This window comes from Nonlabens sp. MIC269 (genome assembly GCF_001430865.1).
GTDB lineage: Bacteria > Bacteroidota > Bacteroidia > Flavobacteriales > Flavobacteriaceae > Nonlabens > Nonlabens tegetincola.
Window position 1 is genome coordinate 2,043,903 of record NZ_CP011373.1, and the last position, 15,178, is coordinate 2,059,080.

Annotated in this window: 13 protein-coding genes; 6 read left to right on the forward strand and 7 right to left on the reverse strand. The window is 35.2% G+C overall.

The window, feature by feature from the left end:
• Nucleotides 1-42 precede the first annotated feature (42 nt).
• Genes surE through AAT17_RS09410 form a run of 5 tightly spaced genes read left to right on the forward strand, consistent with a single transcriptional unit; the run spans nucleotide 43 to nucleotide 5,016 of the window.
• Entirely contained in the window at nucleotides 43-825 is a 783-nt protein-coding gene (gene surE / locus AAT17_RS09390) for a 5'/3'-nucleotidase SurE (RefSeq protein ID WP_042279689.1), read from the forward strand.
• The gene (locus tag AAT17_RS09395) at nucleotides 815-1,114 is read left to right on the forward strand and encodes a hypothetical protein (RefSeq protein ID WP_060523864.1); all 300 of its coding nucleotides are present in this window, start codon (nucleotides 815-817) and stop codon (nucleotides 1,112-1,114) included. The genes surE and AAT17_RS09395 overlap by 11 nt, the downstream gene beginning before the upstream one ends.
• Nucleotides 1,115-1,116: 2 nt before the next feature.
• The gene (gene lpxB / locus AAT17_RS09400; RefSeq protein WP_060523866.1) at nucleotides 1,117-2,229 is read left to right on the forward strand and encodes a lipid-A-disaccharide synthase; all 1,113 of its coding nucleotides are present in this window, start codon (nucleotides 1,117-1,119) and stop codon (nucleotides 2,227-2,229) included.
• Nucleotides 2,213-2,920 (forward strand): C40 family peptidase, encoded by a 708-nt coding sequence (locus AAT17_RS09405; RefSeq protein WP_060523868.1) that lies wholly within the window; start codon nucleotides 2,213-2,215, stop codon nucleotides 2,918-2,920. Before lpxB ends, AAT17_RS09405 begins: the two co-directional genes overlap by 17 nt.
• A 23-nt stretch (nucleotides 2,921-2,943) precedes the next feature.
• The gene (locus AAT17_RS09410) at nucleotides 2,944-5,016 is read left to right on the forward strand and encodes a ComEC/Rec2 family competence protein (RefSeq protein WP_157539260.1); all 2,073 of its coding nucleotides are present in this window, start codon (nucleotides 2,944-2,946) and stop codon (nucleotides 5,014-5,016) included.
• On the opposite strand, the gene AAT17_RS09415 is transcribed toward AAT17_RS09410, so the two are convergent.
• The 4 genes from AAT17_RS09415 to AAT17_RS09430 all read right to left on the reverse strand — a co-directional run bounded on the left by AAT17_RS09415 (nucleotide 5,013) and on the right by AAT17_RS09430 (nucleotide 11,118).
• A complete protein-coding gene (locus AAT17_RS09415; protein WP_042279698.1) occupies nucleotides 5,013-5,537 on the reverse strand; it encodes a thioredoxin fold domain-containing protein in 525 nt (174 codons plus the stop codon). The two genes, AAT17_RS09410 and AAT17_RS09415, sit on opposite strands and share 4 nt — an antisense overlap.
• A 76-nt stretch (nucleotides 5,538-5,613) precedes the next feature.
• Nucleotides 5,614-7,389 carry a peptide MFS transporter gene (locus AAT17_RS09420; RefSeq protein ID WP_060523870.1) on the reverse strand — a complete coding sequence of 592 codons (1,776 nt, stop codon included), beginning with the start codon at nucleotides 7,387-7,389 and terminating at the stop codon, nucleotides 5,614-5,616.
• Nucleotides 7,390-7,395: 6 nt separating this feature from the next.
• Nucleotides 7,396-8,940, reverse strand: coding sequence for a peptide MFS transporter (locus tag AAT17_RS09425; RefSeq protein ID WP_042279701.1), 1,545 nt, complete (start codon nucleotides 8,938-8,940; stop codon nucleotides 7,396-7,398).
• A 24-nt stretch (nucleotides 8,941-8,964) separates the two neighbouring features.
• Nucleotides 8,965-11,118, reverse strand: coding sequence for a S9 family peptidase (locus AAT17_RS09430; RefSeq protein ID WP_060525072.1), 2,154 nt, complete (start codon nucleotides 11,116-11,118; stop codon nucleotides 8,965-8,967).
• A gap of 126 nt (nucleotides 11,119-11,244) precedes the next feature.
• Between AAT17_RS09430 and AAT17_RS09435 the strand changes: the two genes are divergently transcribed.
• Nucleotides 11,245-12,555, forward strand: a complete 1,311-nt coding sequence (locus AAT17_RS09435; protein ID WP_060523871.1) for a hydroxymethylglutaryl-CoA reductase, degradative — start codon at nucleotides 11,245-11,247, stop codon at nucleotides 12,553-12,555.
• A 9-nt stretch (nucleotides 12,556-12,564) separates the two neighbouring features.
• Here AAT17_RS09435 and AAT17_RS09440 read toward each other — a convergent pair whose 3' ends face one another.
• Genes AAT17_RS09440 through gpmI form a run of 3 tightly spaced genes read right to left on the reverse strand, consistent with a single transcriptional unit; the run spans nucleotide 12,565 to nucleotide 15,116 of the window.
• Nucleotides 12,565-12,924: a cupin domain-containing protein gene (locus AAT17_RS09440; RefSeq protein WP_042279704.1), complete on the reverse strand. Its 360-nt coding sequence runs from the start codon at nucleotides 12,922-12,924 to the stop codon at nucleotides 12,565-12,567.
• Between the two features lie 59 nt (nucleotides 12,925-12,983).
• The gene (locus AAT17_RS09445) at nucleotides 12,984-13,583 is read right to left on the reverse strand and encodes a thioredoxin family protein (RefSeq protein ID WP_060523872.1); all 600 of its coding nucleotides are present in this window, start codon (nucleotides 13,581-13,583) and stop codon (nucleotides 12,984-12,986) included.
• Nucleotides 13,584-13,601: 18 nt separating this feature from the next.
• Nucleotides 13,602-15,116, reverse strand: coding sequence for a 2,3-bisphosphoglycerate-independent phosphoglycerate mutase (gene gpmI / locus AAT17_RS09450; protein WP_060523873.1), 1,515 nt, complete (start codon nucleotides 15,114-15,116; stop codon nucleotides 13,602-13,604).
• Nucleotides 15,117-15,178: the final 62 nt, after the last annotated feature.

Below are 15,178 nucleotides of genomic sequence, written 5' to 3' on the forward strand. Positions count from 1 at the left end.
GCGTTATTTTGCGTTATCTCATTAAAAATTCTTCAAAATTATATGCCTAATACAAACAAACCATTAATACTCGTTACTAACGACGATGGTATAACAGCAAAAGGAATACGTACATTAATTGATATAGCTACCGAATTAGGAGATGTAGTTGTAGTTGCACCTGATAGCCCACAAAGTGCAATGGGACACGCTATAACCATTAATAACACCTTGTATTTAAAAGAGTATACTGCTCATTCTCATAATCACAAAGAATACACCACTAGCGGTACACCAGTAGATTGTGTAAAAATGGCAAGCCATGAAATTTTAGATAGAAAACCTGATTTATGTTTGAGTGGTATAAATCATGGAAGTAACAGTGCTATTAATGTTATATATAGTGGAACTATGAGTGCAGCTGTTGAGGCAGGTATTGAAGGAATTCCATCAATCGGCTTTTCATTATGTGATTATAGCGCCGATGCTGATTTTGAACCAGCTAGACCTTACGTAAAGCAAATTATTGAAAACGTCTTAGACAAAGGAATGCCTAAGGGACTTGTTTTTAATGTAAATATTCCCAAGGCTACTCATGACGAAATTAAAGGAGTTAAAATTTGCAGACAAGCAAATGCTTACTGGGTAGAAGAGTTTGATAAACGCACAAATCCTTATGGTAAGGATTATTACTGGCTTACTGGTAAATTTGTTAATGATGATAAAGGAGAAGATACGGATGAATGGGCGCTCGAACATAATTATATATCTATAGTGCCTACTCAATATGATTTAACAGCGCATCATTATATTGCCGAACTAAACACTTGGGATTTTGATAATTAAAATACTTAAAGGATTCATTTTAGGACTGCTGGCAAATCTTGCTGGAACCTATATTTATATCTATTTAATGACCGATAGCCATTTCATTGAAGCTGTTGAAGCAGGCTATAAACAAGGATTCTTGGGTGGATTAATTGGTCTAGGAGCCGTATTTAATCTAGTTCTTTTCTTTTTTTTCCTGACTACTAAATTGGGGAAATTCCAAAAGAAACCTCAATTTTACGAGGCGCGTGGCGTATTATTAGCAACTGTGCTAGCTGCTCTAGCAGTACTATATTTTGAATTCTGATTATGAAATATTATCTAATTGCTGGAGAAGCTAGTGGTGATTTGCATGGATCCAATCTCATGAAATCCATTCAAGCAAAAGACGAGAATGCTCAATTTAGATTTTGGGGTGGTGACCTCATGCAAGCGGTAGGAGGAACACTTGTAAAGCATTATAGAGATCTAGCTTTCATGGGGTTTGTTGAGGTTTTATCAAACCTAAACACGATTCTTAAGAATATTAACCTTTGTAAGAAAGATATTGAAAGTTTTAATCCAGATGTTATTATTTATATTGATTATCCTGGTTTCAACTTTAGAATCATGAAATGGGCTCGACTTAAAGGGTACCGTAATCATTACTACATATCACCACAAATTTGGGCTTGGAAAGAAAATAGGATAAAAGCTATTAAAAGGGATGTAGATAAAATGTATGTAATCTTGCCATTTGAGAAAGATTTCTATGAGCAAAAACATAATTATCCAGTACATTTTGTTGGTCATCCATTAATAGACGCCATCGCCCAACGAAAAGCCGTAGACCATAATGAATTTTTAGCAACTTATAAATTAGACGATAGGCCGTTAATCGCCTTATTGCCAGGTAGCCGTAAACAGGAAATAAAGAAAATGCTCAAAGTTATGTTGCGCATGGCAGATAAATTTCCAGATTACCAATTCATAATTGCTGGTGCTCCAGGTCAGGATGAAAGTTTTTACAGTCAATTTCTCAAAAACTACCCTGCAACTCTAGTGATGAATCGCACCTATGATTTACTCAGTTTATGTCACGCAGCACTTGTTACTAGTGGAACGGCCACGCTAGAAACAGCCCTTTTTAAAGTGCCACAGGTAGTATGTTACAAAGGAAGTAACATAAGCTATCAAATAGCAAAAAGAATTATAAACCTTAATTACATTTCTTTAGTTAATCTTATTATGGATGAAGAAGTGGTAACCGAACTCATTCAATCGGATTTCAACGAGAAAAAATTAAGTACCGAACTTTCTCTTATTCTAGATGCCACTCATCGTAACCGAGTTTTTGCTAATTATTATGAACTAGAACATAAATTAGGTGGAGTAGGAGCTAGCGATCAAACCGCACAATTGATTTATGAATCTATTCAATAAGACCAATAGCGCAGTAATAATGCAATTTATAAAAGATGTCATGTGTTTTTTGTCAGAAAGGTTGTGCATTTTTACGCTTTCGCGAAAGCGTAAACAATACCTTCAAATATCTAAACACGTATTAATTATTTTATTCACGGCTAGTCTTATATCGAGTTGTGGTAGTTCAAAACCAAAAATTGTTACTACAAAAAAAGAAGCACGTAAATTAAATAAAAATCAACCTAAGGCACCTGTGTTTTCAACAGTTTCGGACAAGGAAGAAACTCAAGAGGTTGAGCCTGTAGAAGAAGAATTGACCGTTACTACTGAGGTAGACAGGATAATCGAGCATGCTCGTGGTTACTTAGGTACTCGATACAGATATGGTGGTAATGATAAAAATGGCGTGGATTGTAGCGGTTTAATTTGCAACGCTTATAGTAGTGAAAACATTCAATTGCCTAGAACAAGTGCAGCCCTATATCAAAGTGCCGACCGAATAAAGGTGAAGGAAGTTCAAAAAGGAGATTTGTTGTTTTTTGCCACTGGTAGAAATAAGAAAAAAGTGAATCACGTAGGTCTTGTTACTGATGTTACCCCAGCAGGAATCGAGTTTATTCATAGCACTACCTCGCGCGGAGTAATCATCACTAGCTTTAATGAAGCTTATTGGTTTACACGTTTCTTGAAAGCTGGTAGGATAAAATAACAGATTTTTCCTACTTTTATGAGGTGAGATACTTGTCTTATCCTTTTTTTAAACTGCTCATTGCATTTGTAATAGGTATAGTAATTGCTACTTTTTTTAAAGTTCAATCCATGTTTATTTATGGATTATTATCCTCGAGTTTATGCTTACTTGCTATTACGATATTTTTTAAAGGATGGTCAAAGCCTTTTAAGTGGTTAGGTTCTTTATCGGTAATTGTTTTATTTGTTTCGCTAGGGTTTTGGCGAGTTCAACAAGAACAATTCTTGCCTGAAAATCACTATGTGAATCAGGACTTGATAGGTAGTGAGGCAGTGATAGAATTAGAGTTATATGAACAATTAGCTTCCAATCAATTTAATGATCGCTATTATGCTAGGGTGCGTAATGTTAATGCTACTCAATCAACAGGAAATGTGCTTGTTCTTTTTAAGACGACTGATAGCTTAGAATTTACTCTAGGTCATAAATTATGGGTTTACGACGACATAAATTTACCCAGTAACGCAAGAAATCCAGGTGATTTCAATTACGCTAAATACTTAGAAGGTATTAACGTACATGGTCAAATTTATATAGATAAAAATAAAATTTTAAAACAAGAATTACCTAAATCAAGTGATCTCTCATTTTTTATTAAAGTAAGAAAACGATTAGAGACTGCTCTATATTCATCTGAAATGTCAAAGCAACCTATTGCCATGATTGAGGCATTGCTGTTGGGTCAACGTAAACATTTAGATAAAGAGATTACTATTTCATTTCGTAAAGCTGGCGTCATTCATATTCTTGCATTAAGTGGTTTACATGTAGGTATCATTCTTTTAATAATTGAATTTCTAACTAGACCATTGCAAAGATGGAATTCCTATGGGGCATACTTACAAACCATAGTGATATTAATTGTGCTATGGAGTTTTGCTTTAATGACAGGGATGAGCCCTTCTATCATGAGAGCCGTAACCATGTTTTCTTTTGTAGCAATTGGTATGACCATGTCTAGACGGACTAATACTTATTTTAGTTTGATGTTGAGTGCAATCGTGCTTTTGTTAATTAATCCAAGATTAATTTTTAATGTAGGTTTTCAATTAAGTTATGCTGCTGTTTTTGCCATAGTTACCTTGCAACCGTTGTTCAAGTCATTGTGGTTTCCTAGAAACCGAGCGCTTCGATTTTTATTTAGCATTTTTACTGTTACGCTAGCAGCTCAAATAGGTGTGGCACCTATTAGTTTATTTTACTTTCATCAATTTCCGTTAGGTTTTCTTATTGGTAATATGGTCTTACTACCTGCTTTACCCATGTTTCTTGCCGCATCCATATTAATGATGGGATTATTAGTTGTCTGTGGTAACGCCTTTAAACTGGATGTACTTCTAAACTTTATTTTAGAATGGGTGATTGATTTTATACACAAAGTAGGTTCCTGGGACTTTTTGTTAATAGAACATGTCTATCTGAAACTTTGGCAAGTCATATTATTGTATTTCATTTTATATGGAACAGCCCTATTTGTATCTCCTGTCCTTAGTAGAAGTAAAAAAGAGCGATTAATTCCTATAAAACCGAATAACTTTTTACACTTGTCTTTATTCAGCGTTTTGTTAGGTTTAGTAATTTCTACCATTAGTACTTTAACAAAGGATTCTAAGGTCTTAATTCTTCACCAGGCTGCTGGTAGTGCAATAAGTGTTTATAACAATCATCGAGCACAAGTGTTCACTGATTTTTATAAGATGACAGACAACCGTGACTCTATTACTTGGAATAGATTACGTTGGATAGAACCGCATCGGGAGAGAAAGGTTTTAAGAGATAGTTTACATTACGATCTTAAGATTAATGAACTTGAATTGGTAATTATAAAAGAAGATGGTTTTTACAGGAAAACTTATAATAAACCAATAGTGTTGCTTACTCAATCAGCAAGAGTGAACTTGGAAAGGTTAATTAACGAAGTTCGACCTACATTAATCATTGCAGATGGTTCGAATTATCGAAGCAACTTCATTACTTGGGAATCTACCTGTTTAAAATATAACATTCCCTTTATAAATACCTATGAGGAAGGAGCTGTAGAGTTGTCGTATTAACCTTGTAGTTTATATTCAAAATCTTTTTGGTAATCGCTCCACTTTTTACCTGTGTTTATAGATTTATAACTATCGTCCACAAGCATAGTGACATATATTTCTAGTTTTTTTGAATCCAATTTACCAGGTACGGTACTTATGAATTGACCATTTTCATCAAAAAACACTAAAGTCGGATATTCAAAAATTCTAAGTTTTTCAGCAAACTGATGTGGTGATCTGTCGTTTCGTCTTTTGTCAGGATTGCTGTATGTAGTTCCTTGGTAAGTGATGCTTTCAGTACCTTCAGCATTAAACGCAACTGGATAATAGTTGTCATTAATAAACTGTGCTAATTCTGATTTTGAAAAAGCGTACTTGTCCATCCATTTACAATTAGGACACCATTCTGTATAACTTTTAAGAAGGATTTTACGAGGTTCTTTTTTTTGAGCAGCGAGAGCCTCGTCCATTGTCATCCAATTAACTTGAGCAGTGGCAAAAACAGGAACGATAAAAAGAATAAAAAGCAATTTTTTCATAGCACAAAGTTACAAACTCTAAGTAAACAAAAAACGCACCATAATTGGTGCGTTTTTCAAATATTTTACAAGGAGTTTATTTTACACCGTGCATCAATCTCTTAAGTAAAGGATGAAGAGCAAATGAAATTAAACCTAAACCAATTGGAATGACTGTAAAAATTAGGAAGAAGTAGGACAAACCACTTTCTTCGGTGATTTTTTCAATATCACCACCTACATAGTGAGCCATTTTATTACCTATTGCAATGGCCAAGTAATAAACTCCGAACATAAATGCAATCATTCTTGCTGGTACTAGTTTGCTCAAATACGATAAACCCATAGGAGATAAAAATAACTCACCTAAAGTGTGGAATAAGTAAGCTAAAACCAACCACACCATACTCAATTTTGCAGACTCTGCTCCTAATGGTACATTACGTGTGGCAAATGCTAATAGTCCAAAACCAATAGCCATAACAATTAATCCTAAACCGTATTTAACTGATGCTGGTGGATTGTATTTACTATCCCACCATTTAGTAAATAGTGGAGCAAAAATTATTATAAATAAAGAGTTAAGAATAGCAAACCAAGTTATTTCTACTTCCTTAGCCTCTGCGCTAAAATTAATCCAAAGCTTATAAACCACTAAGCCCCAAACAATAATAAAACTTATGGCAAGAACAATATTGGATAAGCTAATACGGTTAAACGTCTTTCTAAAAAGACTGATTAAGACATAGGTAATTATAGCAATAGGAACGATTGTTACTACTGCATCTATAATTTTGAATATCGTGGCCCAATTGCCTTCTAGTACCCTATCCGTATAATCTCTTGTGTAAAGAGGTAATGATCCTGCTGCCTGCTCAAAAGCGGCCCAAAAGAAAATTGTAAAAATACAGAAGATGGTAAAAGCTATCATTCTATCCCTTACAATTTTATCATACCTTGGAATGCGAACTATAAGAATCAAAATAAATAATATCGCAGCCAATAATGCAAAGAATAAAGAATTTTCAAGTCCGAATACGGTAAAATTTAATGTATTAATATCACCTATTTTACTTAAAGGGTCATTTACAATAAATATTAATGCTGAAATAATAAAGGCGCCTATCAATATGTAATCAATTGATACAAATCGATTAAGTTTCTCCTTGACTCCATCAGTTTTTGAGATAAGATCTTCTTGTAGAGTGTCGATCATATCCTTTTTTTCATTCTTAGGCTTTTCTCCAATGTTTCCAAATAAAGGTTGAGCGAAATAAAATTGGATCATACCTAATAACATAAAAATTCCTGCTAGTCCAAAACCATAACTCCAACCAACATTTTCGCCTAACCAACCACAGAGCATAATACCTAAAAACGCTCCCGCATTGACTCCCATATAGAAGATGTTGTAAGCACCGTCTTTTTTCTCATCATGTCCTTCATACATTTTTGAAATTATAGAAGTCATGTTCGGTTTAAAAAATCCGTTTCCTATGATAAGAAAAAATATTCCGATATATAGAAATGTAGGTGTTTCAATTGCCATTGATGCGTGACCTAAAGTCATAAGCAACGCGCCAACTACAACGGCAGAGCGATAACCTATTTTATTATCGGCTAGCCAACCACCTACAATAGGAGTCAGGTATACAAACATAGCATAGGTTCCTAGGAGTGATAAGGCAGCAGGTTTTTCCCAACCCCAACCTGGATTTTCTCCAGTAATTGCACCTGTCAGGAATATTACTAAAATGGCTCTCATTCCATAATAGGAAAACCTTTCCCACATTTCGGTGAAAAATAGGACAAACAGACCAGCTGGGTGTCCCATTACTTTGTTTTTAAAAAAATTCTCAGTGGTAGTATTCATTGCTATTTAGTTAATGTCTGAATCTGCAAGTTCATAATTTTCTTGTTCTAATTCTTCCGCAGTTTTTTCTTCGGCTCCGTGAGTTAGTCTTTTTAAAGGTTTAAGAAGTGCTATAACCAATAATCCAAAAAGAACACAAAAAACAGTAATAGATGTAAATACTGTAAGCTCACCAGCACCATCGGCACTTTCACCAATAATTCCAGCAACCTTATTTCCTAATCCAGTAGCGGCAAAATAAACACCCATCATAAGAGCGCCATATCTAACAGGTGCTAGTTTGGTAATAAATGAAAGTGCTACCGGTGAAGCGCATAATTCTCCAAGCGTATGAAGTAGATAAGCAAATGCTAACCAGTATAAACCTGATTTTCCTAACTCTTCATATTGTAAAGATGCGCCTATCATAAATACAAAACCTAATCCCATAATGATAACTCCAAATGCCATTTTAAATAAAGAAGAAGCTTCCTTACCTCTATTTTTCCACCACATCCAGGCACTAGCTACAGGAATTGCAAAAAGAATAATATAAACTGGATTAAAGGCTTGCATTACTGCACTAGGAACTTCCCAACCACCTATAAAACGATCTGTTTTACTTTCTGTATATAAGTTCATTAATCCACCAGCTTGTTCAAAGGCGCCCCAGAATACTATTACAATTAAAAAGCTAAGCAACAAAACAATATATCTGTCCTTTTCGATTTTAGTGTTTAGATCCTGATAAATGGCCATCATCATTCCAACAACAAAGGATAGGAACAAGAATAACAAACCATAACCCCAATCCCAAAGAAAAATTAATGCTATAGATATTCCTGATAAAATTAACCAAACGGTTAGCGATAGTTTATTACTAATCATATCTTTAAAAAGCTCTGGAATTGATACATTTCCATCATCTTTCTTAGCTTTAGTAGGTTTGTTTCCTACATGTTTTAAATGTTTTTGTCCCAACATGTAAATTATTTGACCTAGCGCCATTCCTATCGCTGCCAACCCAAATCCAGCATGCCATCCATACGATTTAGCAACTAGACCTACTACTATAGAAGCAACTGCCGCACCAACATTAATTCCAATATAGAAAATACTAAATCCTTTATCTCTCCTGTCGTCTCCAGGAGCATATAAACCACCCACTAATGTGGAAATATTAGGTTTAAGCAATCCAACTCCAGCCACAATTAAACCTAGTCCAGTTAAGAAGGCCCAATTTTGTTCAATTGAAAGCACTCCATGCCCAGCACATAATAATAATCCTCCATACAAAACAGATCTTTTTTGACCTATAATTTTATCAGCGATAATACCTCCTGGAATAGAGGCTACGTAAACTAGCATTGTATACCAACCGTAAAGCGCTAAAGCCTCGGGATCAGTCCATCCTAATCCAGGATTATCTGAAATCACTTCACTAGTTAAATAAAGAACTAGAATTGCTCTCATTCCATAATATGAGAAACGTTCCCACATTTCAGTAAGGAATAAAATATATAGACCTACAGGATGTCCAAATAGCTCTTTTTGATTAAGGGTTGTTGACATGATTTTTATTTAGGTTTAAGTAGTTTAAAGGTTTTCTTTGATGAAGTTAGTCATCTTGTTGAAAAGGTGAATTCTAGTATTTCCACCGTAAATGCCGTGATTTTTATCAGGATATATAGCCCAGTCAAATTGTTTGTTTGCTTGAACAAGTGCCTCTATCATACGCATAGTATTTTGTACGTGAACATTATCATCGGCGCTACCATGAATGAGTAAATACTTTCCTTTTAATTTATCCACATGGTTTATAGGACTGTTCTCGTCATATCCACTAGCATTTTCCTGTGGAGTTGTCATATAACGCTCTGTATAAATTGAATCATAGAATCTCCAATTAGTTACAGGAGCAACGGCAATTGCTGTACTAAAAACATCGTTACCTTTTAAAATACAATTTGAGCTCATGAATCCACCATAACTCCAACCCCAAATACCTATTCGGCTTGAATCAATGTAGTCCATTTCACCCAATACTTCGGCAGCAGCTATTTGATCTTCCACTTCATATTTACCTAATTCTTTTTGTGTAACTTTTTTAAAGTCAGCTCCTTTATATCCTGTACCTCGACCATCAACACAAGCAATAATGTAGCCTTCATTTGCTAGCATGCTGTGCCAATAATCATTTGCTCCATACCAACTATTTGCAACCTGCTGTGATCCAGGACCACTGTATTGAAACATTAATAAAGGATAAGATTTTTTAGGATCAAAATCTACAGGTTTCATCATCCACATGTTAAGATCATTTCCATTAACTGGAATAGTAACAAATTCCTTCTCAGAGAATTGATAATCCTTTAAGACCTCTTTAAGTTGATTATTATTCTTTATCTCACGAACTAATGCACCGTCTTTAGCATTGTGTAAGGTATACACTGGTGGAGTTGTTGCGCTGGAATAAGTGTTTATAAAGTAAGTAAAGTTTTTACTGAAGGAAGCCCTATTTGTTCCTATCTTATTACTTAGTTTTCTCTTTTTCTTACCCGTCAAAGAAATAGAATAAACTCCACGGTTTATAGATCCATCTTCTGTACTTTGAAAATAGATACGCTGTTTCTTTGCATCATATCCATAATAGGCTGTAACATCCCATTCACCACTGGTGATTTGGCGTTTTTCTTTACCGTTTTTATCATATAAATAAATGTGTTTCCAGTTATCCTTTTCACTAGTCCATAAAAAGGATCCGTCTTGTAAGAACGTTAAATCATCGCTTACATCTACATAAGCATCATCTTTTTCAGTAAATGCTATGCTAGCATTTCCAGCTGTATCTACATAGTAGAAATCAAGAACATTTTGGTGTCGATTAAGAACTTGTGCTGTAAGAGTACCTGTAGGAGCATAGTTAATTCTTGCCACATAATACTCTTCATTTCTATTCAAGTTTATTTCTTTACGCTTTTGCGAAAGCAAACTATATACATGCAATTTTACCGTAGCATTTTTTTCACCAGCCTTTGGGTACTTAAAAACGTACGGATATTGGTATAAATCATTCCCATACACATCCATCGAGAATTCAGGAACTTCTTTTTCATCAAAACTTAAAAAAGCTATTTGCTGGCTGTCCGGACTCCATTGATAGGCTCTTACAAAACCAAATTCTTCTTCATTAACCCAATCAGTTACACCATTGATCAATTCGTTGTTTTTTCCATCTTTAGTTACTTGAGTAGTGGTATTGTTTTTCAAGTCCTGGTAATAGATGTTGTTTTCAAAAACGTAAGCTACCTTAGTCCCATCAGGTGACAGGGCAGCACTGCGTACAAGGTGATCGCTTATTGGGGTTAACTCCTTAGTGTTACGGTCATACACATGTACTTTGTCATAACTGCTGTATCTAAAAATAGACTCGCTTTGAGAAGTAATTAAAATCTTGTTTTCACTATCATTCATTTCATAACTGTAGATGGGAATCCCGATTTCCTCACTACTTAAGATAGTTCCTGTTTTTTCACCTGTAGCATAGCTGTATTTATCAAGTGTTTGAGTACGGTCGCGGTTATAGTTAAGTACTATATATTCAGTACCATTATTTAAAGAACGTAAGGATTGTAAGCCAGCAGTACGAAATTTACCAGTGTAAATATCCTCAACAGTAATGTTTTGCTGTGCAATGCTTGTTTGAAAAACAAGCAAGAAGAAGGCTGCAATAGCCGTGATTTTTTTCATATCAATCGTTTTCATAAATCAAAACACCAATAATAAGGAAAATATGGCAATTAATTGCGGTGATATTTCTAGTGAAAGCCCTATAATAATATCATTTATCTTTGCCGCTGTTTAAATCCCTAAAGCATGGACAAGCCCATTTCTGGTTTCTCAAAACTATCTAAGACACAAAAGATAGACTGGTTGATACAAGAGTATTTTTCTAATGATTCACAAGTCAAAGAAATACTCACTCAATACTGGAATGATGATAACAAACTTCAGGAATTACATGATGGTTTCAGTGAAAATACGATAACAAATTTTTACTTTCCATTTGGTCTAGCGCCCAATTTCTTGGTAGATGGGAAATTGGTAACCATACCTATGGCAATTGAGGAAAGTAGTGTCGTTGCGGCAGCAAGTAAAGCAGCAAAGTTTTGGTTGAAACGTGGCGGTTTTAAAACTACTATAAAAGGAACAGTAAAATCGGGTCAGGTGCACCTTACCTATGAAGGTGATCCACAAGTGATTGTTGATTTTTTCGCTTTCGCGAAAGCGGAATTACTTAACTCCTTATCGCAAATAAATGCATCGATGAAAAAACGTGGTGGAGGAATTATAGACCTGAAACTTGTCGATAAAAATACATCCATGCCTGGATATTATCAATTGCAGGCCACTTTTGAAACCAAGGACGCAATGGGTGCTAATTTTATAAACACAACCCTAGAACAAATTGCAACTAAATTTAGAGAACTATCAGTGAGTTATGAACCATTTAATGGTGAGTTGCCTGAGGTAGTGATGAGTATATTAAGTAATTATGTACCCGAGTGTGTTGTCCATGTTGAGGTAAGTTGTCCTATTGATGAAATAGGTGAAGTAAATGGAATCTCTGGAGCCGATTTTGCACGTAAATTCACAAGAGCGGTAGAAATTGCTACTGTAGAACCTTATCGAGCTGTTACTCATAATAAGGGAATCATGAATGGAATTGATGCAGTAGTCATAGCGACTGGTAATGATTTTAGAGCGGTTGAGGCTGGTGTTCATGCTTACGCAGCACGAGATGGGCAATATAGAAGTTTGACTAACGCTAGAGTTGAAAACGACACGTTTATTTTTGAGGCTGATTTTCCTCTGGCACTAGGAACAGTAGGTGGATTAACCTCGTTACATCCTCTTTCTAAATTGGCCTTACAAATTCTTGAAAACCCAACTGCCGAGCAGCTTATGAGATATACAGCAGTATGTGGTCTTGCACAAAATTTTGCAGCTTTACATTCATTAGTGACTACGGGAATACAAGCTGGTCACATGAAAATGCACTTGGTAAACATGCTTGAACAAATAGGCGCTACTGATCCAGAAAAGGAACTTCTTAAAAAGGAATACGCAGATAAAACACCAAGTTTCTCTAGCCTTAAGGAAAGTTTAGAGAAGTTGAGAGGATAATACTTAATCTTAAATCCAGTCTAATTTCTCTTTTGTAAGTTCATGCGTTACATCACCAGTATGCTTTATTGCAGCTGGTTCAAATAAAAGGACATGTACTTCTTCATGAGCAATAGGTTTATGCTCTATTCCTTTAGGAATAATATACATTTCACCTGGTTTAAGGGTAACAGTTTTATCCTTTAATTTAATAATTAAAGTTCCTTTTAAGACGTAAAACAGTTCATCCTCATTTTGATGACTGTGCCATACGAACTCTCCTTGAAGTTTAGCTAGTTTAACATGCTGCCCATTAAGTTCACCGATAATTTTTGGTGTCCATGTCTCTGTGAAAAGGTTGAGTTTTTGTTCTAAATTTACGATTTGCATAAAATACGGTATAAAAAAAAGAGGCGTACAGCCTCTTTTTTAAAGATAACAAATTGAATTTAATTTTGGTAAGAGTGCTTGTATTCTTGACCAGAAACTATTTTAAGAATATCTTTTTCTAGTGATTCTCTAGGGCGCTCAACATATCGACCCAATTCTTGTCCGTCACGATAAAAAATTATAGTAGGAACTCTTACAACGTTATATCCTTCTACAAGGTCTACAGGTTTTGATTTTGATCGATCAACAGTTATAAGTGTAATCTTGCTCTCGCTTACTCCTGCTTCCTTCATTAACTTATAAAACATAGGTGTTTCACGTTTAGAATCGCCGCACCAGGTTCCCATATACAATCTTACATCAACATCCTTCATGTAAGTACCGATTTCTTGTGCTATGCTTGAATCAACCTGATATGCATCGTACCTAGGATTAAACCATGAATTATATGGATTATTCATCAAATCGGCTTTAGTCGCTTTACCTAGGAGATGGCCATTTACTTTTTGTGCTAAACTTTTTTCAGGCTCAGGCGCTTTTTTTAATTCCGGAGTGTTTACCGTTTCTTTTACTGGTTTTGTTGAATTATCTTGAGCTGTCTTTTGGGTTCCACAAGAAATGGTTGCCAAAGCTATTATTGCTATTAGGATCTTTTTCATTCTATCTAATTTAAATTTCTAAAGTAAGGATTTTTGAGTCATTTCATCAGGTTTTTCTATTCCCATTAACTCTAGTATAGTAGGAGCGACGTCTCCCAAAATACCATTTTTTACGCTTTTTATATCTTGATCTATTAATATCAAAGGTACTGGATTTGTAGTATGAGCCGTATTTACAGAGCCATCTGGATTGATCATAACCTCACAATTACCATGATCTGCAATCACAAGAATTGAGTAATTATTATCTATTGCCTTATTTATTACATGGCTTGCTGCACTATCTACAGCCTCGCAAGCTGCTATGGCTGCATCCATGGAGCCAGTGTGGCCTACCATATCAGGGTTGGCAAAATTTAAACAAATGAAATCTGCCCTTTGAGATTCAATCTCTGGTATAATTTTATCCTGAACGCAATTAATAGACATTTCAGGTTGTAAATCATAGGTGGCTACCTTGGGTGAGTTACACATAATGCGTTGTTCGCCTTCAAAAGGATTTTCTTGACCACCATTAAAAAAGAAGGTTACATGAGGATATTTTTCAGTTTCGGCAATTCTAATTTGCTTTTTTCCTGCCTTTGAAAGTACTTCTCCCAGTGTGTTTTTAAGATTGTCTTTTTCAAACATGACTTGCACATTCTTAAATGTGTCATCATACTTGGTCATTGTGACATAGTGTAGATTTAATTTCTTGGTATTAACCTCTTCAAAGTTTCTTTGCGATAACATGTCGGTAAGTTCTCTACCTCTATCGGTCCTATAATTAAAGAAAATAACGACATCATCATCTTGGATAGTAGCTACAGGCTCAGTGCCTTTAAGAATGACCATGGGTTCAATAAACTCATCGGTTATACCGTCTTCATAGGATTGTTTAATGGATTGAATAGCATCGTGAGTAGGAGTACCCAGTCCATTTACCATAACATCATAACCCTTTTTTACTCGTTCCCACCTATTATCACGATCCATAGCAAAGTAACGGCCCGTGACCGTTGCTAGCTGCGCGTTACTTCCTTTTATATGTTTTTCGATTTCTTGAATATGTTGTATACCTGATTTTGGATCAACATCTCTACCATCGGTAAAGGCATGTATAAAAACATCTTCTAGCTCATTAGCCTTTGTTATATCTAGTAAAGCCTTTAGGTGATTTATGTGAGCGTGAACTCCGCCATCAGATAGTAATCCTAGGAAGTGAATCTTTTTAGAGTTAGCTTTCGCGTAAGCGATAGCGTTAATCAACACCTCATTATCCTTGAGACTATCGTCTTTAATAGCCTTATTGATTTTAGCTAAATCTTGATAAACAATACGTCCAGCACCTAAATTCATGTGGCCAACCTCGCTATTTCCCATTTGTCCATCAGGTAAGCCTACATGCTCGCCGTCTGTTCGCAATTGTGCATTGGGATATTTAAGGTAAAGGCTATCTATAAAAGGAGTTTGAGCTTGTGCAATGGCACTTACCTTGGGGTCTTGGGTAATTCCCCAACCGTCCAGTATCATGAGTATGGTTTTCTTGTTCAAAATCTTAAGATTTAAACATCAAAAGTAACAAATCGATATTCTTAAGGTTGGTTTTTAAGAAA

Excerpts from the sequence above, each read along its gene's own strand:
- surE (WP_042279689.1), top strand. The coding sequence starts at position 43 with ATGCCTAATACAAACAAACCATTAATACTCGTTACTAACGACGATGGT.
- AAT17_RS09420 (WP_060523870.1), bottom strand. The coding sequence starts at position 7,389 with ATGAATACTACCACTGAGAATTTTTTTAAAAACAAAGTAATGGGACAC.
- AAT17_RS09440 (WP_042279704.1), bottom strand. The coding sequence starts at position 12,924 with ATGCAAATCGTAAATTTAGAACAAAAACTCAACCTTTTCACAGAGACA.
- AAT17_RS09425 (WP_042279701.1), bottom strand. The coding sequence starts at position 8,940 with ATGTCAACAACCCTTAATCAAAAAGAGCTATTTGGACATCCTGTAGGT.
- AAT17_RS09430 (WP_060525072.1), bottom strand. The coding sequence starts at position 11,118 with ATGAAAAAAATCACGGCTATTGCAGCCTTCTTCTTGCTTGTTTTTCAA.
- AAT17_RS09405 (WP_060523868.1), top strand. The coding sequence starts at position 2,213 with ATGAATCTATTCAATAAGACCAATAGCGCAGTAATAATGCAATTTATA.
- lpxB (WP_060523866.1), top strand. The coding sequence starts at position 1,117 with ATGAAATATTATCTAATTGCTGGAGAAGCTAGTGGTGATTTGCATGGA.
- AAT17_RS09445 (WP_060523872.1), bottom strand. The coding sequence starts at position 13,583 with ATGAAAAAGATCCTAATAGCAATAATAGCTTTGGCAACCATTTCTTGT.
- AAT17_RS09435 (WP_060523871.1), top strand. The coding sequence starts at position 11,245 with ATGGACAAGCCCATTTCTGGTTTCTCAAAACTATCTAAGACACAAAAG.
- AAT17_RS09415 (WP_042279698.1), bottom strand. The coding sequence starts at position 5,537 with ATGAAAAAATTGCTTTTTATTCTTTTTATCGTTCCTGTTTTTGCCACT.